A 19,550-nucleotide genomic window follows, 5' to 3' on the forward strand; every position below is an offset into this window, starting at 1 on the left:
AAATTAGTGAGCAAGTACTTTTATATAAAGTCAACAATTACAAAGAAATATTTCGTTTTTTATATCGATTTGTGTCATATAAGGGATAAAATGCCTACTGGGCAAGCGTTTTCTGATAAAAAACAGATATTGCCTAAAGATCACAAGTTACCTGTGGCTGATGATGCCGCTAGGAACTTCCTTCAGAGAACACGCATCAAAGGAGCCGAAGAAGCATGTTCACACACGTCAAGTCCACCATTAGACACATTGCGCCTGATAACTTACGCGGACGTAGTTTAATCAAGGTGGTCTATGTCGTGCTTGAGTCCCAGTACCAGAGCGCATTGTCGCAAGCAGTTCGCACGATTAACGCGAACAATCCCAACTTGGCGATTGAAATCAGCGGGTACTTGATTGAGGAACTCCGCGACCCCGAAAATTACGAGGAGTTCAAACGAGAAATTGAGAATGCGAATATCTTCATCGCTTCCCTCATTTTCATCGAAGACTTAGCACAGAAAGTTGTAGCAGCAGTAGAACCACACCGCGATCATCTCGATGTTTCTGTTGTCTTTCCCTCCATGCCGGAGGTAATGCGCCTGAGTAAAATGGGCAGCTTTTCCTTAGCACAGTTGGGTCAGTCAAAAAGTGCGATCGCCCAATTCATGCGGAAACGCAAAGAAAAATCCGGTGCGGGATTCCAAGATGGGATGCTGAAGCTTTTGCGAACCCTGCCGCAAGTGCTGAAGTTTTTACCTATGGACAAGGCACAGGATGCCCGAAATTTCATGCTCAGTTTTCAGTATTGGCTAGGTGGTTCTCCAGAAAACCTGGAAAACTTCTTGCTGATGCTAGCTGATAAATATGTATTTAAAGGTTTAGAAAAACAAAATTTTGCACCTTCTACATACGAACAGCCGGTGGTTTATCCCGATCTAGGGATTTGGCATCCTTTGGCTCCCAGTATGTTTGAAGATGTCAGAGAGTACCTCAATTGGTATACAGCTCGTAAGGATATTTCTAGCGATCTAAAAGATCCCCTAGCTCCTTGTGTCGGGTTAGTATTGCAACGCACTCACCTAGTTACAGGCGATGATGCCCATTATGTGGCAATGGTGCAGGAGTTAGAAGCACTAGGCGCACGGGTACTACCTGTGTTTGCTGGTGGTTTGGATTTCTCCAAGCCTGTTGAGGCTTACTTTTATGAACCAAATACCAACACACAGTTGGTAGATGCAGTGATATCGCTGACTGGTTTTGCTTTAGTGGGTGGCCCAGCCAGACAAGACCATCCTAAGGCAATTGAAGCACTCAAACGCTTAAATCGTCCTTACATGGTGGCGTTACCCTTAGTATTCCAAACCACAGAAGAGTGGATGGATAGCGATTTAGGGTTACATCCGATTCAAGTAGCTTTGCAAATTGCGATTCCTGAATTGGATGGGGCAATTGAGCCAATAATTTTATCGGGTAGAGATGGGGCTACAGGGAAAGCGATCGCACTGCGCGATCGGGTGGAAGCTGTAGCCGAACGCGCCTTAAAATGGGCTAACCTCCGCCGCAAACCGAAGCTGGAGAAAAAAGTCGCCATCACCGTTTTCAGCTTCCCGCCAGATAAAGGCAACGTGGGAACCGCAGCGTACTTAGATGTATTCGGCTCCATCTATGAGGTGATGAAAGCCCTCAAAAATAACGGCTACGACTTGCCAGAATTGCCAGAATCCGCCGAAGCGTTGATGCAAGAAGTCATCCATGACGCACAGGCGCAGTACAACAGCCCAGAACTGAACGTTGCTTACAAAATGTCGGTTCCTGAGTATGAAGCGCTGACCCCTTACTCTCAACGCCTAGAGGAAAACTGGGGCCCACCTCCGGGACATCTCAACAGTGACGGGCAAAACTTGCTGATTTATGGTAAGCAATTCGGTAATGTCTTCATCGGTGTGCAACCCACATTCGGTTACGAAGGCGACCCGATGCGGCTGTTATTCTCCCGTTCAGCTAGTCCTCACCACGGTTTTGCTGCTTACTACACTTACCTAGAGCAAGTTTGGAAAGCTGATGCTGTACTGCACTTTGGTACACACGGTTCCTTGGAATTCATGCCAGGTAAACAGATGGGGATGTCTGGTGATTGTTATCCAGATAACTTGATTGGCTCAATTCCCAACCTGTATTACTACGCAGCCAATAATCCGAGTGAAGCGACAATTGCCAAACGTCGGAGTTATGCCGAAACAATTTCTTACTTGACACCGCCGGCAGAAAATGCTGGTTTGTATAAAGGTTTGAAGGAACTCAGCGAGTTAATTGCTTCCTACCAAACCTTAAAAGATAGTGGACGCGGTGTTTCCATTGTTAACAGCATCATGGATAAATGCCGGATCGTGAATCTGGATAAGGATATTCACCTGCCAGAAACCGATGCCAGAGACATGAGTGCCGATGAGCGGGATAATATTGTTGGCAACGTCTACCGCAAGCTGATGGAAATCGAGTCGCGGTTGTTGCCTTGTGGTTTGCACGTCATTGGTAAACCCCCAAGTGCAGAAGAAGCGATCGCAACTCTGGTCAACATTGCTAGTCTAGATCGTCAAGAAGAAGGAATTCAAGGCTTGCCGGGAATTATCGCTAACAGCCTTGGACGTAAAATTGACGATATTTACCAAAATAACGACAGAGGCATTTTAGAAGATGTCCAGTTACTCCAAGACATCACCTTGGCAACCCGTGCAGCAGTTACCGCCCTTGTCCAAGAGCAAATCGACGCGGAAGGACGAGTTTCTTTAGTTTCCCGGTTGAATTTCTTCAACATGGGCAAAAAAGAACCTTGGGTAGAATCATTGCATAAAGCAGGTTATCCCAAAGTTGATAGCGCCGCCCTAAAACCCCTATTTGAGTATTTGGAATTCTGCCTAGAGCAAGTTTGTGCCGACAACGAACTCGGAGCATTACTCAGAGGCTTGGAAGGTGAATACATCCTACCTGGCCCTGGTGGCGATCCCATCCGCAACCCGGATGTATTACCCACAGGTAAGAATATCCATGCTTTAGATCCGCAATCCATCCCAACAACAGCAGCAGTACAATCAGCCAAAATCGTCGTAGATAGGCTTTTGGCACGTAACAAGGCAGAAAATGAAGGAAAATGGCCAGAAACCATCGCCTGCGTCCTTTGGGGAACCGATAACATCAAAACTTACGGTGAATCCCTAGCGCAAATTATGTGGATGGTGGGTGTGCGTCCAGTTCCCGATGCCTTGGGACGGGTGAACAAGTTGGAATTGATATCTTTAGAAGAGTTGGGACGACCCAGAATTGATGTGGTAATCAACTGTTCTGGTGTATTCCGCGACTTGTTCATCAACCAAATGAACCTGCTAGACCAAGGGGTGAAGATGGCGGCTGAGGCGGATGAACCCTTAGAAATGAACTTTGTTCGCAAACACGCTTTGCAACAAGCTGAAGAAATGGGGATTAATCTGCGTCAAGCAGCGACTCGCGTTTTCTCCAACGCTTCTGGTTCCTACTCCTCAAATATCAACTTGGCGGTAGAAAACAGCACTTGGGATAGCGAAGCCGAGTTGCAGGAAATGTATCTCAACCGGAAATCCTTCTCCTTCAATTCCGATAACCCCGGAATTATGGACGAATCACGGCAGATTTTTGAAAGTACATTAAAAACTGCTGATGCAACTTTCCAAAATCTCGATTCTTCCGAGATTAGCTTAACGGACGTTTCCCATTACTTTGATTCAGATCCCACTAAGCTGGTGGCAAGTCTGCGGGGTGATGGTAAAAAACCAGCATCTTATATTGCAGATACAACCACAGCTAACGCCCAAGTGCGGACATTATCAGAAACCGTGCGTTTGGATGCGCGTACCAAATTATTAAATCCCAAATGGTACGAGGGGATGCTGTCTCACGGTTACGAAGGTGTGCGCGAACTCTCCAAGCGGTTGGTGAATACAACAGGTTGGAGTGCGACAGCCGGCGCTGTGGATAACTGGATTTATGAGGATACTAACGAAACCTTCATCAAAGATGAAGAAATGCAGAAACGCTTGCTGAACCTTAATCCCCATTCTTTCCGCAAGATTGTATCAACTTTGTTGGAAGTGAATGGACGCGGTTATTGGGAGACTAGCGAGGAGAATTTAGATCGTCTGCGCGAGTTGTACCAAGAGGTTGAAGACCGGATTGAAGGGATAGAATAATCCCTAATCATAAATGTAGGGACGTTTTATAGAACGTCTCTACATAAAAAACGGTTTTGACAAAGTGTATGGAATGCGGCTAAATGAAAATCAAATATATAATTATAGATATGTATGTCTGCTAAAGATGTCTTTCATGAAGTTGTCAAAACAGCTTTACAGAAAGATGGTTGGCAAATTACTCACGATCCACTCACAATGAGCGTGGGAGGAGTTAACCTTTCGATTGATTTAGCCGCCCAAAAGCTGATTGCAGCAGAACGTGAAGGACAAAAAATTGCAGTCGAAGTCAAAAGTTTTTTAGAGAGGTCGTCTGCTATTTCAGAATTTCATACAGCATTAGGACAGTTTATTAATTATAGAGGTGCATTACGACGGCGGCAACCGGAGCGTGTTTTGTATTTAGCAGTACCTTTAACAACTTACAAAACATTTTTTCAACTTGATTTTCCTAAAGAGATGATAGCAGAAAATAAAGTGAAAATGCTTATTTATGATGTAGAACAAGAGGTGATATTTCAATGGATAAATTAACTCGATATCGCCAGCTTGTACAACAGATATTACATGATTATAGTGAGCAAAAACCAGCTAACGGAAATATAGAAGTTGAAACAATTTTTGATACAGAACGTGACCATTATCAAATAGTTCATGTAGGGTGGGAAGGTCAAGACTGGGTACATAGTTGTATTATTCATATTGATATTAAAGGTGGGAAAATTTGGCTTCAGTGGAATGGTACAGAAGATGATATTGCAGCTAATTTGGTAGCTGTGGGAGTTCCCAAGGAAGACATTGTGTTAGGTTTTCAGTCTCCTTTTATGAGACAGTTTACAGAATATGCAGTGAGTTAGGAGATGTTTTGAGAATCTCCAAGTACTACTTAATGAATGTTAACCCCCAACTTCTGTGTTTATATGATATTGATGGGCTAGACAATGCTAAATAAGGTTAATCAAATTATTAAATAAGAAGTATTAATTATGGATAATTGGCAAGATATTAGTGATGATAGATTAGTAAGACCAATACATCCTGGCGAAGTAATTGCAGATATTTTAGATGATTTAGATATTAATGCTGCAAATTTTGCAGAAATTTTAGGAGTATCTAATCAAACAATTCAAGAAATAATTAATGGTCAAAGCTCAATTACAGTAGATATAGCAATACGTCTTGGTAAAGCTTTAGGAAATGGCCCAAGACTTTGGCTTAATCTTCAGCAAAAAGTTGATCTTTGGGATGCTTTGCAAAGCCATAAAGAAGAATATGAGCAAGTTATGACATTGGTTTAGAATAAATTGTATAGAGTATAGAAAACACCCCTGCTTTCACAGGCTTATTTTTCTATTGTTTTGTTAGTAGAGATAAGTTGCTATTATTTTTTTGCTCTTGTTATGTTCTATACAATTTACTTTATTTAAAATTTATTTTTGAAAATTCACTTTCTAGTCTTTTTTTCAACTGTTCAACAAAACTTACAGTTGTGATTACGTCACGATTATCTATATTAATATTTAAATACAGAAACTGCTCTTCAATAATCTCAGTTCCTTTCTCAAATATTTGTAAATATTCTTGCTGGCTATTAAGCACAGATATAATTTTATTACAATACTGTTCCATTTTTCTTTGATTATCTAAGCTCGGCATATCTGCTCCTGCGGTCAAATACCTCATAGCCATAAGTAAATAATATTTACATTTTTTATACTTAGGGTCTAACTTGTTTCTATTTCTCTGATTAAAAAGATTTGGTTCTTCAGGACTTATTATGCTAAATAATTAGTGATCCAGAGTTAAAAATCGTCAATTAGTATATAAAGTTATGAGTAAAGTCGTTGATATGGTTGACATTGAAACCATATATATTGTTAGCTGTAAATATAACAATAATATTTTTAAGTGTATTTACAGATATGCTCAACAAAAGAGGAATTAAAATTCTAACAGAGCTTCTGGATTTGAAAGATGTAAAAGTTATATCACAGCGTCTTCATGCGGGGATTGGAATTGTTTTACAAACTGAATCAATTAAATCATATAGTATTTGTCCTGACTGTGGCATAAAAAGTCAGAAATTGCATCAAAATCATCGACACATTGTTAAAGATTTACCATTCGAGGATAAATCTGTTTTTTTAGAAATTAATAGGCGACAATTTAAATGTGAAAAATGCAGAAAACCCTTCAGTGAAGACCTAGGTTTTGTTAGAAAGAAAAGAACTTATACAAAACGACTTGCACATAAAACAATACAAGAAGTATTAGAATCGGACATACGTAGTGTGGCTTCTATTGGTATAGTGACAACAGATGAAATAGAAAGAATGTTAAAAGACGCATCTGAAGATAACGGTGATTTAAAACCTGAAGACTTAAAAAGACTTGGAATTGATGAAATAGCTCTAGTGAAAGGAAAGGGAAATTACTGTGCTGTATTAGTAGATTTAGATACGTCTAAGCTGCTGGCAATTTTAAGCGATCGCACTCAAGAGGTAATCAAGAAAACCCTTATAGAATGGGGAACTGAAGTTTTAGAACAAATAGAGGAAGTCAGCATAGATTTATGGAAAGGATATAAAAACTTAGTTACAGAATTAATGCCTAAAGCTCAAGTCGTTGCAGATAGATTTCACGTTATGGTTCAGATAAACAAGGAATTATATACCCAGAGGAAACAAGAAAAGCGGAATGTCGAACAGTTAATAAAGAAAGCAAAAACATCATCAAAAAAGGCAGAACATGAAAAAACATTAGCAGGAATTAATAAAAGTAAATACGTTCTACTGAAAAACGAGTCAGATTTGAATGAGGAGCAAAAAACTAAGCTGATTCAAGTAAAAGAGGCATCTTCTATTCTCAAAGTAATGCATGAATTCAAAGAGAAAATTAGAACTATTTTTAATAAGACTAATAATTGGTATACAGCAGTCTTTAAACTGGGTATTTGGCTCTCAAAAGCTAAACAATATTTTCCCAATAGCAACAATACTATTATCCGCTGGTTTGATGAGATAATCGCTTATTTTGATAATAGAACGACTAGTGGTGTCGTTGAAGGTATCAATAACAAACTCAAACTAATTAAGCGCTCGGCTTATGGGTTTAGAAATTTTGAAAACTTCCGAGTAAGATGCTTATTAAGCTGGCATTTTAATTGATAGTTTAGCATAACAAGTACTGAAGAACCAAAATTATAATTCATTCTTATGGTCAGTGGTTTGCAACCTCAGATGATGAAATTACTGAACCATTCGCTGGATAACAGAAGCTATATTCAGCATTCAATGATATGGGTGCATATAGTTATTGATTATGAATCAGCCTACAACAAAATCTTGGCAAGAAGTCCTCGCTGCTTTTAAAAAAATCTGGGGTTATGAAGATTTTCGTCCACCACAGGGAGAAATTGTCAGCAGTTTATTGGCACAGAAAGATGCGCTGATTATTATGCCTACAGGTGGCGGGAAGTCGATTTGTTTTCAACTTCCTGCACTGCTACAAACAGGATTAACCTTGGTAGTTTCGCCTTTGGTGGCGTTGATGGAAAACCAAGTTCAGGAACTACGAGAAAGCCACCAAAAAGCAGCACTTTTGCATAGTGAATTGTCTTCATCTCAACGCCGTGCAACTCTGCAAGCTTTAGAACGCCAACAGCTAAGATTACTTTATTTATCGCCCGAAACTTTGCTCAGTGTCCCAGTGTGGGAAAGATTATGCCACCCGCAATTGCAAATTAATGGTTTGATTTTAGATGAAGCTCATTGTTTAGTACAGTGGGGTGATACTTTTCGCCCAGCTTATCGCAGATTAGGGGCGGTGCGTCCGGCATTGCTCAAATCAAAACCACCAGGAACAAAAATTAGTATCGCCGCTTTTACTGCTACTGCTGACCCTTCAGCCCAAAAAATTATTCAAACAGTTTTACAATTACAGCAACCAGAGATTTTCCGCTTGAATCCTTACCGTCCAAATTTACATCCCAGCGTTCGCATTGCTTGGACACCAAGAGGTAGGAAACAACAATTATTAAAGTTTATTCAAAATAGACCGCAACAATCGGGATTAGTTTATGTTCGCACTCGGAGAGATAGCGAAGATTTAGCCCAATGGTTAGCAGAGATGGGTTACGCCACAGCTAGTTATCATGCGGGATTGGGTGCAACTGAACGCCGTGAAGTAGAAGCAAGCTGGTTAAGTGGCAAAATTCCCTTTGTTGTGTGTACCTGTGCGTTTGGTATGGGGATTAATAAAAGTGATGTTCGCTGGGTGGCACATTTTCACGCGCCGCATCTGTTATCTGAATATGTGCAAGAAATTGGCCGCGCTGGAAGGGATGGGAAACCCGCCGAAGCGTTAACGTTGGTGAGTGAACCTACCGGGTGGTTAGATTCAGGGGATAAGCAAAGACAGGAGTTTTTTCAAGAACAAATGCGATCGCAACAACAAATAGCGCAGCAACTTGTGAAAAAATTACCAAAACAGGGAGAAGTGAGTGCAGTAACTCGACAATTTCCCGAAGGTGCAACGGCGCTAGCTTTACTCCATAGCAACGGTCAGCTAAACTGGCTCGATCCTTTCCATTACACCATTGGGCAAAAAGCGACAAATCAGCCACTGATGCAATTACACGCTGCGAAACAGATGCAGCAATACCTAACAACTAAGCAGTGTCGTTGGCAGTTTTTGTTAAATGCCTTTGGTTTTGACAAAGAAGCAGCTAACCTGCGTTGCGGACATTGCGACAATTGCCGTCAATGAGTATAAAAGACTCGTTCACGAGTATCAAAGACTCGTCGCCGAGTATCAAAGACTCATCGCCGAGTATAAAAGGCTCGTTCACGAGTATCAAAGACTCATCGCTGAGTATAAAAGACTCGTCACCGAGTATCAAAGACTCATCGCCGAGTATCAAAGGCTCGTTCACAAGTATAAAAGACTCATCGCCGAGTATCAAAGACTCGTTCACGAGTATAAAAGACTCATCGCCGAGTATAAAAGACTTTGACTTTTGACTTCCGCCTTGCGGTACTAGGTTCATCCTATTGGATGAATTGTCATTTTCACCACCAAGTGACAATAGGGTAGTCAAGTAGAGGATAAAAATATGTCATCTGCTCAAGCGCCCTCCCTACCACCGTTGATTCCGCGCGAAATCCTGTTTGGGAATCCCGAAAAAACTAGCCCACAACTTTCCCCTGATGGCAAGTACTTGGCATATATCGCCCCTGATGAGAAAAATGTCTTGCAGGTATGGTTGCGAACTATAGGACAAGAAGACGACCAGATACTAACTGTCGATAAAAAGCGCGGTATCCGCATTTTCTTCTGGACTTATAACGCCGACCAGTTAATTTATATGCAAGACTCGGATGGCGACGAGAACTTTCATCTCCACTTGGTTAATATTCACTCCAAGATTGTGCGTGACTTAACGCCATTCCAGGGTGTAAAAGCCGAACTTGTGGAACTGGAACCAAAATTTCCAGATCAAGTGCTGGTAGCTTTGAACTTAAACAATCCCCAAAAGTTTGACGTTTACCGGATTAACCTTAAAAATGGTGCGGTTGAGTTCGACACCGATAACCCCGGTAACATTATCAGTTGGACATCTGATGCTGAGTTTCAAATACGTGCAGCGACAGCTAGTACACGCGATGGTGGTTATGACCTCTTATTGCAGAAACCAGATAAACAGTGGGAAATCCTCCGCCACTGGGGGCCAGAAGAAGAAGGGAATTCTGTTAGCTTCTCAGATGATGGTAAAACCCTTTATGTTCAAGGGAATCACGATGCTAACGCCAAACGTCTGCTAGCTGTTGACCTAGATAGCCGTCAAGAAACCGTTATTGCTGAAGATGAACAGTATGATGTCGTGGGGATAATTATTCACCCATTGACGCGAGTTATTCAAGCAGTTTCTTTCTACAAAGATAAACAGGAATGGCAGGTAATCGATCGCAGTATCGCCGCAGATTTTGAAGAAATCGCTAAGGTGCGTCCCGGAGAATTCTCCATAATTAGCCGCGACTTGGAAGATAAAACCTGGCTAGTAGCTTATAGAACTGACAATGGGCCAGTTTATTACTATGCCTACAACCGAGAGTCCAAAACTAGCAATTTCCTTTTTAGCAACCAACCCAAACTCGAAGCGTTGCAGTTAGCTTCAATGCAACCAATTTCTTACGAAGCGCGGGATGGCTTAACTATCCACAGTTACTTGACAACCCCTGTGGGAATACCTACGCAGAATCTCCCAACAGTACTGCTGGTTCATGGCGGCCCTTGGGCGCGGGATGTTTGGGGTTTCTCTCCCACAGCGCAATGGCTAGCTAACCGGGGTTATGCCGTTCTGCAAGTGAACTTTCGCGGTTCCACTGGCTACGGTAAAGCATTTTTGAATGCTGGGAATCGGGAATGGGCTGGTAAAATGCACGATGACTTGATTGACAGTGTTAACTGGCTGGTGGAACAAGGCATTTCCGATCCGCAAAAGATTGCGATTATGGGCGGTTCTTATGGAGGTTACGCCACTCTAGTAGGATTAACTTTTACACCAGAAGTATTTGCGGCTGGTGTGGATATTGTCGGGCCGAGTAGCCTGATTACTCTGATAGAAACTATACCGCCTTATTGGGAACCATTGAAGGCAATGCTTTCTCATCGTGTCGGTAACTTGGAGACAGAAGAGGAATTTCTGAAATCGCGATCGCCTTTATTCTTTGCAGACCGGATTCAAAAACCTTTACTTATCGGTCAAGGTGCAAACGATCCACGGGTGAAACAATCAGAAAGCGATCAAATTGTCAATGCAATGCAACAGGCTGGTTTACCTGTGCAATATGCACTTTATACAGATGAAGGACATGGTTTTGCTAGACCAGAAAATCGGTTGCACTTTTTTGCGATCGCAGAAGAGTTTCTTGCCAAATACTTAGGCGGCAGATTTGAACCTTTGGCAGATATCCCAGGTCATTCAGGAATAGTGAAATAAAGTTTCAAAATGGTGGTTAGTGTTATTTACTGACCACCTTGATATTTTTAATTTGGAAGGATTTATCCATACAACAACTGATTCCTAATTTCATCAGCCGTTAGTGTACTTACCAGAATGCCAATCCGTTGCGCGACTTCATAAGCGTTTTTCTGAGGCACAATGATAATCCCAAAATGTTCTTTATTCTCCTCTATATACTGGAGATGTAACCGCTCAAAATCGACACGGTTATGTGTCAGAATACATCTGCCTACAGAAGTTGCAAATTCAAGTTGTTCACGGTCAGTTTTGCCGAGGGTTGCTTGTTCCGAAACAGTTGTGATATCCAGACCGCGCGATCGCAACAGTCTAGCAACCAACGCTGACATATCCTCATCGCTGTAAAGCGCAGCAAAAACCGTCACGATGTCCCCAATATAGCTTTTACAGATGGGTGTATTAATTCATCGGGTACTCGGTTTTGCTCAATGTATTCATTAATTTCGGTTTGATGATCGAGATAAAAACTCAAGGCATCAAACACTTGTGCGAGCGTCAAATGTGGCAAATGGTTCAGGATTTCTTCTGGCATAATCCCCAATCGCCACAAACCGACAATGGCACGAACAGATGTCCGAGTACCTATAATAATTGGCTCTCCACTCAATATTTCAGGGTTACGGGTAACGTAGCGTGAGGAGGTTTCAGCGAACATAGAATAAATCACTCAGCAGAACTGGCGTTGCCTTTAGTTTACCAATAGTTATGGTCAGCAGGAGGGTGGTTTGCTAGTGCAATATATACTGCTGCTCATCACTGTTGCACGGTCGTGGTTAATTTTTTTACCCTTTGTTGAAAGAAAGTGATTTATTTATACCTTTATGTGTAATATATACAACATCTGTTTCTGTGAAAACTCGACCTCGTATTTTGATGAATTCTTCTTTTCCTAAATAAACTAAAATTTGTTCAAGTTTCTCATGCGTGATATCTGTTTCTTGAAGAATATCTAAATAGACTATTGGCTTTGTATCATCATTCTCAGCCATTTTAGCAACAATCTTAAAAACTAAGTTTATCTGTTCGTTAGTCATATTTACTATAAAGTCATTTGTTTTTAAATATACATTTAATTTCAATGCAAAGTAACAGTAATCATACGCAAAGATACAACAATTTCATACGAGTCATAATAGACAACTATTTACACGCTGAAAAAGACAAAAATAGTAGCTATTTACTGCGTCGTAGTAAAACCTAGCAGACGAATTTTAGTCGTAAAATACCCCCCTTATAATCGCCTGTACAAGAGCGTTTATATTTCAAATTAGTCTAGTTTAATTCTTATAAACCTTGAAGCTCCCAAGCTCCCTGAATAAAAGTAAAGGTGAGAATATCCCTCCCTGAGCTTTTCCAGTGAAATTCCTAGACGACTTGCTACTTGTTCTTCTGTAACAAAATTTTGTGTTTTACTTATAGATTGAATAGCACCTGCTAAAATTAGACGTTTTTTTGTTTTCCATCTAAAGTTCGCAGAATTACCGAGTTGTCTACACTATTACTGTGCTTTTCACCTTGTCTCTGAATTCTCTCTTTATCCCAATAATTTTTCCAACAAGAATGTACTCGCCACGGAGACCCTAAGCTATCAAACAAAACTGAATCACCAAAACCATTGGTATGATAAAAAACCATTTCTCCACACCACCAACATGTTGTTGGGTAAGTCTCAGCATCTTTGATTTCGTTAGCTAGGCTATTACCTAAGCCTGCACTTACACTTACTGTGCCACTACCCCCATAAGACCCACCTCCCCAACCACAATTGCATCCTGGTGCATGATTCCACGCATTACACATAATTTTATTATTTTATTATTTGATATATTTAATGTGAAAAAACGATAACTTCAAACATCATCTATCTAAAGTTAAACATATCAGTAAATTTTAAAGCAGCCATCAGTAAAAACCATTACTAAGTCCTAAAATTTCTAACTATTAAAATGGTAGAAGCGATCGCAAAAAACTTTTTCGCCAAATACTTAGGTGGGAGATTGTAACCTACTCTGATGCTCAGACTCTTCTTTTTGCAAGAGAAAATCGAGATAGTCTTGTAATTGCAACAGCCTCGCTTCAGATAACTGGCGTAACTTGGCTAAAATCATTTCTTCTTGCTGCCACTGGGCAATAGGGATAATTTGAGATGCTGCTACTTCGATCGTCACATGGGGCAGATCAAACCCTTCCAGACTATACCCGTCTTCTTCCCCGTCAGGCATGGGGTAATATTCTACAATTGTTGCAACATTCCCTCGCTTTAGGTTGTATTCTGGTAAGTCTTGCGCTAAGGCAACTTGAGAAAATAGGGGGTACTGTACCTTCATAAGTTGGCTCCTCGATCTGGCACTAAGGTGACAAATTTGGTTGTATCGTTTGCAACCATCCAAATGGTTAAAACATTGAGTTCAACGCCATTAATCCCTCGCAGACAGGCACGAATGACATACTTCTGCCCATAACGAGTTGTTTCGATCGCCTCGGCAGGTTGCGTTAAAACTTGAGTGCGTAGATCCCATTCCAGTTGTTGCCAGTTATCTAATGTGTACCCAGCCCTAGCGAGAAATTTAGATTTATCGTCTTTTGGCAACGGCACAAGCACATACTTGGTTAGCTTTTCTTCTGCGATTATTGCATCCTGCGGTAAAAAGGCCATTGACTCATGGCATGAATTTTGGGTAAGAATTATTGACTATATTTTACTCTGGGACGCTGGTCGTCTGCATATTTGAGATATTGCTTTCTCCCGCGTTGAGTACTTGTTCTACAGTTAGCTGTAATTCTGGGAAAATAGTAGAAGCGATCGCAGTATTTCCTGCAAATCTGGTTTCTTCATAAAATCCGTCAACTAATATAAGTACGGTGACTCTGTTCATTTGTGGATCGACAATCCAATATTCAGCAATTCCTCTGGCTGCATACTCGGAACGTTTGTAGCGATAGTCCCGATCTTCGTTAGCTTTGCCAGGAGAAACAACTTCGACAACTAAAGCCGGAGGTGGCATATCCAAGGTGATTGTAGATCGCGTTGCACCTTCTAAAGCTGTTGCAAGTTCATCCGTCAGCACAACTAAGTCAGGAATGCGAGTTGTAGCACGAAAACCAGCAACAACAATTTCAACTTTGTTACTTAATCGATTAACTGGGACGAACTTGAGGAAATTTACCAGTAAAAAAAGAGATATCTGGACATTTTTTGGGCTTTCAGGTGGCATGAAAATTAACTCACCTGCCACCAGTTCATACTGGTTATCCGTGCCATCATCATAATTCAAATATTCCTCAAGCCTTAAATGTTTGCCAATGATTGCAGTCATATCACTTCAATAGAAGTTACATATTGATAGTTTACCAAATACATCAATCCTGATTTCTTATTTAAAACCACAGATAATTCATGGGTATTTATCTGTGGTTATATTTTCATCTAATTGACTTTTGCAAGATATTTAGTAAATGCCTTGTTATTTACAGCGATCACTTCCCTAAAATTGCTGCAAAAACCGCAAATCACTAGCATACAAGCGACGAATATCATCGATTTGATGTAACACCATTGCAAAGCGTTCTACACCAAAACCCGCAGCAAACCCTGTATAAACTTCTGGGTCATAACCCACAGACTTAAGTACATTTGGATCGACCATACCACAGCCCATAACCTCTAGCCAGCGACCATTCCACTGCAAATCTACCTCAGCAGAGGGTTCGGTAAACGGGAAATAACTGGCGCGGAAGCGAATAGGTAAATCGCCAAATATTGCTTGTAAAAATACTTTAATTGTGCCTTTAAGGTCTGTAAAAGTTAGCCCCTCATCAATGGCTAAAAGTTCTATTTGATGGAAAACTGCTGAGTGCGTCGCGTCTACATTATCTCGCCGATAAACTCGTCCTGGAGCCACAACCCTAATTGGTGGTTCTTCTCTTTCCATGTAACGAATTTGCACTGACGAGGTATGAGTCCGCAAAAGATTACCATCTGGCAGGTAGAAGGTATCCTGCATATCACGGGCAGGGTGATCTGGCGGGGTGTTAAGAGCCTCGAAATTATAGTAATCTGTTTCCATTTCTGGCCCTTGAGCCACGGTATAGCCCATACCAACAAAGATATCCAGCGCCCTGTCGATAATGCCGTTGAGGGGATGAATGCGACCTTGGGGGCTGTAAATTCCCGGCATAGTTACATCCAGAGTTTCCGCCTCTAGCTGTACCTGAATTTGTGCGGCTTCCAGGGCGACACGTTGCTGGTCTAGACTAGTTTGCAGGGATTCTTTGACTGTATTGGCGATCGCTCCAATTTTTGGCCGTTCCTCTGCACTCATTTGCCCCATACTTCGCAACAGCGCCCCCAGTTCCCCTTTTTTACCCAGATAGTTAACTCTGAGTTCCTCCAGACGTTCTAGGGTGTCGGCGGCTGCGATCGCTTTTTCTCCTTCTTGCCGCAGTGCTAAAAGTTGAGCTTCTAAATTGCTAGTCATTAGTTATTAGTCATTGGTCATTAGTCATTAGTCTATAGTCAAAAGCTGTGAATCGGTCGATAAATAAACTTACAGTCATACCATTAACATCAGCTAAAGGTGAGGGTTGAAACCAAATCTCTGTTTATCAGTTATAGACGATTGGGCTAGTCTAGCAGACACGTAAATCCAGCTAACATCTTAACTTAACCAGACTTGAGGATTGAGCAACTAGTCTTAAAGGTAGGCAAAATTCCGCCACACTGTCTAGTGAGTATAAATATTTTTTTGCTGCTTGTGACCTCAGACATTGACAAATGGCTAATAACAAATAACTAATAACTAATGACCAATGACCAATGACTAATGACCATGAAATTACTAATTAGCAACGACGACGGCGTTTCTGCTTTGGGGATTCGTACCCTAGCCAACTACTTGGCAGAAGCAGGTCATGATGTTAGTGTAGTTTGCCCAGATCGAGAGCGATCGGCAACTGGACATGGATTAACTTTACACCAACCCATTCGCGCCGAAATTGTTGAAGGGATTTTTCATCCTGCTATCAAAGCTTGGGCTTGCGATGGTACGCCTTCAGATTGCGTCAAATTAGCGCTGTGGGCTTTGCTAGATACACCTCCCGATTTGGTTCTCTCTGGCATTAATCAAGGTGCGAATTTGGGGACTGAAATCTTGTATTCTGGAACTGTTTCGGCGGCAATGGAAGGTCTAATTGAAGGTATTCCCAGCGTGGCCCTAAGTCTTATTAGTCACACATCTAAAGACTTTCAACCTGCTGCTAAGTTTGCCAAAATTCTCGTAGACCAGTTAGCCCAAAAACCTCTACCAGATTTAATGTTGCTCAACGTTAATATTCCTGCTGTGAAGTGGGAAGAAATTGCTGGAGTGACACTTACCCGTCAAGGCCTACGGCATTACATTGATGTGTTTAATAAACGAGTCGATCCTCGTGGAAAAACGTACTATTGGTTAACCGGAGAAGTAGTTGAGGATGTGGAACCTCCAACTGGATTAAATCTGCCTCAAAATGTACCAACAGATGTGCAGGTTGTAAGTAAAAACTACATCAGTATAACTCCGTTACAATACAATCTAACTTACGCAACTGGACTAGATAAATTGTCTGATTGGGAATTCAATTTTCCCTGAATCATTTGATATATCAGGATAAAACTGGAGTTATTTAAATGCATCAGAGAAAAATGTAGGCTATAACGTAGGGGCACTCTTGAAATAACCGATACACATTCACCCCAAAAGCTAGAAAATTCTCCCTGACAGTATTTCATCCACATTTACACAATCAGCCAGAAACAGGGTATGCTGTTTTACCAAGAAATCTTCCCTCTAATACAATCGGTGAGACAGCATAGACTTAGACAATTTAAGTAGTAATTTTTCCAGTTATCGCCCGCTCAGTCCAGCAAGCAACACCCATGTCTAGGATAGAGAATCAATTTACCGTACAATTTTGGGGCGTTCGCGGCAGCATCCCCAGTCCAGGGCCACACACCGTTCGCTACGGCGGTAATACCCCTTGCATATCAATGCAAGCGGGCGATAAACGCTTAGTTTTCGATGCTGGCACAGGGCTACATGTTTTAGGGCAATCTTGGTTGCGCCAAATGCCGTTAGAAGGTCACATATTTTTTACTCACTCTCACTGGGATCACATGCAGGGTTTTCCCTTCTTTACCCCAGGATTTGTCAAGGGAAATGACTTTCATATCTACGGCGCGATCGCACCTGATGGCTCGACCATAGAGCAGCGCCTCAACGATCAAATGTTACACCCGAACTTTCCCGTACCCTTGCAGATTATGCAAGCCAATTTAAAGTTCTACGACATTCGACCGGGGCAACCAATCCACATCGATGAAGTTACCGTAGAAACAGCACCTTTAAACCATCCAGGAGAAGCCGTAGGATACCGTGTCAACTGGCGTGGTGGTGCTGCTGCTTATATTACTGATACCGAACATTTTCCTGACCGACTCGATGACAATGTGCTGTGGCTAGCTCGTAATGCTGATATTCTGGTTTACGATTCCACCTACACAGATGAAGAATACCACTCCCCAAAAACCCCAAAAATTGGCTGGGGACATTCTACCTGGCAAGAAGCGGTGAAAGTGGCACAAGCTGCTAATGTCAAAACTTTGGTAATTTACCATCACGACCCCGCCCACAATGACGACTTTTTGGATTGTGTAGGGCAACAAGCCTCTGAGAAATTTCCCGGTGCTATTATGGCACGTGAAGGAATGGTACTTCAGATTCCTACCTCAGTAGCCTTATCAGAATCTTTTCCTGTTAGTAAGTTTTCTACCTAAAGATTGCGATCGCAGGAATTGGAGATTTTAGATTAGATTGGTGATCAGAAGCTTTCAGCAGTCATTGGTCATTAGTCATTGGTCATTGGTCACTTGTACAGAGTTTCGACTGCGCGGAAATCGAGCGTTCGCGTAGCGTCTCCGTTAGGAGAAGTCGAGATTCAACTACCGCGAATGCGAGTGCGTCTCGTAAAAAAGCCATTGGCGGAGCCTCTCGTAGAGAAGTATTGGTTATTAGTCATTGGTTATTTACAAAAGACAAATGACAAATGACAAAAGACAAATGACAAGTTGGTACTAGAAAAGCTGTCCTCCTGTCGGCGGTTTACCATAAGGTAGCTTCATGCTGATAGCTAAAATAAACCTAAAATCTCAGAATCCACGTGCTAAATTTGTCTCAAAATGGGTGTTCTGTGTGGGTTGCTTCTTCTAGCGAAGGGCTGCTAACGCCGACTGCTGTTGCCCTTGGCAAGTTTGATGGTGTTCATCTTGGTCATCAAAGGGTAATTCAACCAGTCTTGCACCCTAGCGATCGCTTGTCAGTAGCCAGTAGTCCCCAGTCAAAGGAAAATCAACAACTAACAAATCAAGAATATACCTACTCAACAGTTGTCACCTTTGACCCCCATCCACAGGAGTTTTTCACGGGGCAACCCCGGACTTTGTTAACGCCACTGGATGAAAAAGTCCAACAATTGCGATCGCTTGGGGTAGAACAACTAGTATTACTACCCTTTGACAAAGAATTATCTGCTTTGACCCCCGAAGAATTCGTCCAGAAAATTCTCGTCCAGCAACTGCAATGCCAGCGAATTAGCATCGGGCAGGATTTTTGTTTTGGCGAAAAACGCAGTGGCACTGCTAAAGATTTGCAATTAATCGCCGCCAAACACAATATCCCCGTTACTATCGTTCCCTTACAAACTTATACAGGTGACTCGCCCACCCAAAGTAGTTGCCTCAGTACTAATCCAACCCAAGATGCCCGCATTAGCACTTCATTGATCCGTCAAACCCTTGAGCAAGGCGACATCGAAAACGCAAATTTACTACTAGGTCGCCCCTATACTCTCTTTGGTGTTGTAGTTCAAGGTCAACAATTGGGTAGAACAATTGGCTTTCCCACCGCCAATCTCCAACTACCAAAAGAAAAGTTTTTGCCTCGCCAAGGAGTTTACGCTGTCCGTGTTTTTACTCTTAGTGAAACATCAGATGCTGCTTCTAGTGAAAGCTTGGGTGTAATGAACATCGGCAACCGCCCAACTGTAAATGGTACTTATTCATCTGCGGAAGTACATTTATTCGATTGGTCTGGTGATTTGTATGGCAAAAAACTGGCTGTGGAACTAGTTAAATTTTTGCGCCCTGAACAAAAATTTGCTTCTCTAGAAGCCTTAAAAACACAAATTCAACTCGATTGTGTTGTTGCTAAAGAAATTTTGAGTGCTGAGTGGGAACAATAGATAGGTCATGGGGCATGGGTTATTAATTCATC

At 41.7% G+C, this 19,550-nt stretch carries 19 protein-coding genes; 10 read left to right on the forward strand and 9 right to left on the reverse strand.

The features are described from left to right. The first annotated feature begins 215 nt into the window (after window positions 1-215). The 4 genes from ACFFRD_RS23095 (at window position 216) to ACFFRD_RS23110 (ending at window position 5,500) form a co-directional block, all read left to right on the forward strand. The gene (locus ACFFRD_RS23095) at window positions 216-4,202 is read left to right on the forward strand and encodes a magnesium chelatase subunit H (protein WP_392477675.1); all 3,987 of its coding nucleotides are present in this window, start codon (window positions 216-218) and stop codon (window positions 4,200-4,202) included. Window positions 4,203-4,316: 114 nt separating this feature from the next. Then, window positions 4,317-4,736 carry a XisH family protein gene (locus ACFFRD_RS23100; protein WP_392477676.1) on the forward strand — a complete coding sequence of 140 codons (420 nt, stop codon included), beginning with the start codon at window positions 4,317-4,319 and terminating at the stop codon, window positions 4,734-4,736. Next, complete coding sequence (locus ACFFRD_RS23105) at window positions 4,724-5,059, forward strand: XisI protein (RefSeq protein ID WP_206262573.1); 336 nt, start codon at window positions 4,724-4,726, stop codon at window positions 5,057-5,059. The genes ACFFRD_RS23100 and ACFFRD_RS23105 overlap by 13 nt, the downstream gene beginning before the upstream one ends. A 129-nt stretch (window positions 5,060-5,188) precedes the next feature. After that, window positions 5,189-5,500 carry a HigA family addiction module antitoxin gene (locus ACFFRD_RS23110; protein ID WP_392477677.1) on the forward strand — a complete coding sequence of 104 codons (312 nt, stop codon included), beginning with the start codon at window positions 5,189-5,191 and terminating at the stop codon, window positions 5,498-5,500. Between the two features lie 121 nt (window positions 5,501-5,621). Here ACFFRD_RS23110 and ACFFRD_RS23115 read toward each other — a convergent pair whose 3' ends face one another. Beyond that, window positions 5,622-5,891: a hypothetical protein gene (locus ACFFRD_RS23115; protein WP_392477679.1), complete on the reverse strand. Its 270-nt coding sequence runs from the start codon at window positions 5,889-5,891 to the stop codon at window positions 5,622-5,624. A 233-nt stretch (window positions 5,892-6,124) separates the two neighbouring features. On the opposite strand from ACFFRD_RS23115, the gene ACFFRD_RS23120 reads away from it, so the two are divergent. The 3 genes from ACFFRD_RS23120 to ACFFRD_RS23130 all read left to right on the forward strand — a co-directional run bounded on the left by ACFFRD_RS23120 (window position 6,125) and on the right by ACFFRD_RS23130 (window position 11,202). Next, the gene (locus ACFFRD_RS23120; protein WP_392483149.1) at window positions 6,125-7,369 is read left to right on the forward strand and encodes an ISL3 family transposase; all 1,245 of its coding nucleotides are present in this window, start codon (window positions 6,125-6,127) and stop codon (window positions 7,367-7,369) included. Window positions 7,370-7,523: 154 nt separating this feature from the next. Then, window positions 7,524-8,969, forward strand: a complete 1,446-nt coding sequence (locus ACFFRD_RS23125) for a RecQ family ATP-dependent DNA helicase (RefSeq protein ID WP_392477681.1) — start codon at window positions 7,524-7,526, stop codon at window positions 8,967-8,969. A 346-nt stretch (window positions 8,970-9,315) separates the two neighbouring features. Next, the gene (locus ACFFRD_RS23130) at window positions 9,316-11,202 is read left to right on the forward strand and encodes a S9 family peptidase (RefSeq protein WP_392477683.1); all 1,887 of its coding nucleotides are present in this window, start codon (window positions 9,316-9,318) and stop codon (window positions 11,200-11,202) included. 62 nt (window positions 11,203-11,264) lie between these two features. Here ACFFRD_RS23130 and ACFFRD_RS23135 read toward each other — a convergent pair whose 3' ends face one another. From ACFFRD_RS23135 to pheS, 8 genes are all read right to left on the reverse strand, one after another. Further along, window positions 11,265-11,609: a DUF5615 family PIN-like protein gene (locus tag ACFFRD_RS23135; RefSeq protein ID WP_392477685.1), complete on the reverse strand. Its 345-nt coding sequence runs from the start codon at window positions 11,607-11,609 to the stop codon at window positions 11,265-11,267. Then, window positions 11,606-11,899 (reverse strand): DUF433 domain-containing protein, encoded by a 294-nt coding sequence (locus ACFFRD_RS23140; RefSeq protein WP_392477687.1) that lies wholly within the window; start codon window positions 11,897-11,899, stop codon window positions 11,606-11,608. Before ACFFRD_RS23140 ends, ACFFRD_RS23135 begins: the two co-directional genes overlap by 4 nt. A 127-nt stretch (window positions 11,900-12,026) precedes the next feature. After that, window positions 12,027-12,278, reverse strand: a complete 252-nt coding sequence (locus tag ACFFRD_RS23145) for a hypothetical protein (protein ID WP_392477689.1) — start codon at window positions 12,276-12,278, stop codon at window positions 12,027-12,029. Window positions 12,279-12,684: 406 nt separating this feature from the next. Continuing rightward, window positions 12,685-13,044 (reverse strand): hypothetical protein, encoded by a 360-nt coding sequence (locus ACFFRD_RS23150; protein WP_392477690.1) that lies wholly within the window; start codon window positions 13,042-13,044, stop codon window positions 12,685-12,687. Window positions 13,045-13,229: 185 nt separating this feature from the next. Then, complete coding sequence (locus ACFFRD_RS23155) at window positions 13,230-13,571, reverse strand: DUF4926 domain-containing protein (RefSeq protein WP_392477692.1); 342 nt, start codon at window positions 13,569-13,571, stop codon at window positions 13,230-13,232. Continuing rightward, on the reverse strand, window positions 13,568-13,900 hold the full coding sequence (locus tag ACFFRD_RS23160; protein WP_190963540.1) for a DUF6883 domain-containing protein: 333 nt from the start codon (window positions 13,898-13,900) through the stop codon (window positions 13,568-13,570). The genes ACFFRD_RS23155 and ACFFRD_RS23160 overlap by 4 nt, the downstream gene beginning before the upstream one ends. Before the next feature lie 43 nt (window positions 13,901-13,943). Further along, window positions 13,944-14,561 (reverse strand): Uma2 family endonuclease, encoded by a 618-nt coding sequence (locus tag ACFFRD_RS23165; RefSeq protein ID WP_392477694.1) that lies wholly within the window; start codon window positions 14,559-14,561, stop codon window positions 13,944-13,946. 168 nt (window positions 14,562-14,729) lie between these two features. Next, window positions 14,730-15,722: a phenylalanine--tRNA ligase subunit alpha gene (gene pheS, locus ACFFRD_RS23170; RefSeq protein ID WP_012407694.1), complete on the reverse strand. Its 993-nt coding sequence runs from the start codon at window positions 15,720-15,722 to the stop codon at window positions 14,730-14,732. A 351-nt stretch (window positions 15,723-16,073) separates the two neighbouring features. On the opposite strand from pheS, the gene surE reads away from it, so the two are divergent. The 3 genes from surE to ACFFRD_RS23185 all read left to right on the forward strand — a co-directional run bounded on the left by surE (window position 16,074) and on the right by ACFFRD_RS23185 (window position 19,518). Then, window positions 16,074-16,871 (forward strand): 5'/3'-nucleotidase SurE, encoded by a 798-nt coding sequence (gene surE / locus ACFFRD_RS23175; RefSeq protein WP_392483150.1) that lies wholly within the window; start codon window positions 16,074-16,076, stop codon window positions 16,869-16,871. A gap of 287 nt (window positions 16,872-17,158) precedes the next feature. Beyond that, window positions 17,159-18,055 (forward strand): MBL fold metallo-hydrolase, encoded by an 897-nt coding sequence (locus ACFFRD_RS23180; protein WP_392477697.1) that lies wholly within the window; start codon window positions 17,159-17,161, stop codon window positions 18,053-18,055. Window positions 18,056-18,438: 383 nt separating this feature from the next. Further along, window positions 18,439-19,518 (forward strand): bifunctional riboflavin kinase/FAD synthetase, encoded by a 1,080-nt coding sequence (locus tag ACFFRD_RS23185; RefSeq protein ID WP_114084776.1) that lies wholly within the window; start codon window positions 18,439-18,441, stop codon window positions 19,516-19,518. The last annotated feature ends 32 nt before the right edge of the window (window positions 19,519-19,550 follow it).

The sequence above is a fragment of the Nostoc sp. C110 genome, from assembly GCF_043099725.1.
GTDB classification, from domain to species: Bacteria; Cyanobacteriota; Cyanobacteriia; order Cyanobacteriales; family Nostocaceae; genus Nostoc; species Nostoc muscorum_A.

Coding starts and splice junctions, on each gene's coding strand:
- ACFFRD_RS23095 (WP_392477675.1), top strand. CDS start 216: ATGTTCACACACGTCAAGTCCACCATTAGACACATTGCGCCTGATAAC.
- ACFFRD_RS23100 (WP_392477676.1), top strand. CDS start 4,317: ATGTCTGCTAAAGATGTCTTTCATGAAGTTGTCAAAACAGCTTTACAG.
- ACFFRD_RS23105 (WP_206262573.1), top strand. CDS start 4,724: ATGGATAAATTAACTCGATATCGCCAGCTTGTACAACAGATATTACAT.
- ACFFRD_RS23110 (WP_392477677.1), top strand. CDS start 5,189: ATGGATAATTGGCAAGATATTAGTGATGATAGATTAGTAAGACCAATA.
- ACFFRD_RS23115 (WP_392477679.1), bottom strand. CDS start 5,891: ATGGCTATGAGGTATTTGACCGCAGGAGCAGATATGCCGAGCTTAGAT.
- ACFFRD_RS23120 (WP_392483149.1), top strand. CDS start 6,125: ATGCTCAACAAAAGAGGAATTAAAATTCTAACAGAGCTTCTGGATTTG.
- ACFFRD_RS23125 (WP_392477681.1), top strand. CDS start 7,524: ATGAATCAGCCTACAACAAAATCTTGGCAAGAAGTCCTCGCTGCTTTT.
- ACFFRD_RS23130 (WP_392477683.1), top strand. CDS start 9,316: ATGTCATCTGCTCAAGCGCCCTCCCTACCACCGTTGATTCCGCGCGAA.
- ACFFRD_RS23140 (WP_392477687.1), bottom strand. CDS start 11,899: ATGTTCGCTGAAACCTCCTCACGCTACGTTACCCGTAACCCTGAAATA.
- ACFFRD_RS23145 (WP_392477689.1), bottom strand. CDS start 12,278: ATGACTAACGAACAGATAAACTTAGTTTTTAAGATTGTTGCTAAAATG.
- ACFFRD_RS23150 (WP_392477690.1), bottom strand. CDS start 13,044: ATGTGTAATGCGTGGAATCATGCACCAGGATGCAATTGTGGTTGGGGA.
- ACFFRD_RS23155 (WP_392477692.1), bottom strand. CDS start 13,571: ATGAAGGTACAGTACCCCCTATTTTCTCAAGTTGCCTTAGCGCAAGAC.
- ACFFRD_RS23160 (WP_190963540.1), bottom strand. CDS start 13,900: ATGGCCTTTTTACCGCAGGATGCAATAATCGCAGAAGAAAAGCTAACC.
- ACFFRD_RS23165 (WP_392477694.1), bottom strand. CDS start 14,561: ATGACTGCAATCATTGGCAAACATTTAAGGCTTGAGGAATATTTGAAT.
- pheS (WP_012407694.1), bottom strand. CDS start 15,722: ATGACTAGCAATTTAGAAGCTCAACTTTTAGCACTGCGGCAAGAAGGA.
- surE (WP_392483150.1), top strand. CDS start 16,074: ATGAAATTACTAATTAGCAACGACGACGGCGTTTCTGCTTTGGGGATT.
- ACFFRD_RS23180 (WP_392477697.1), top strand. CDS start 17,159: ATGTCTAGGATAGAGAATCAATTTACCGTACAATTTTGGGGCGTTCGC.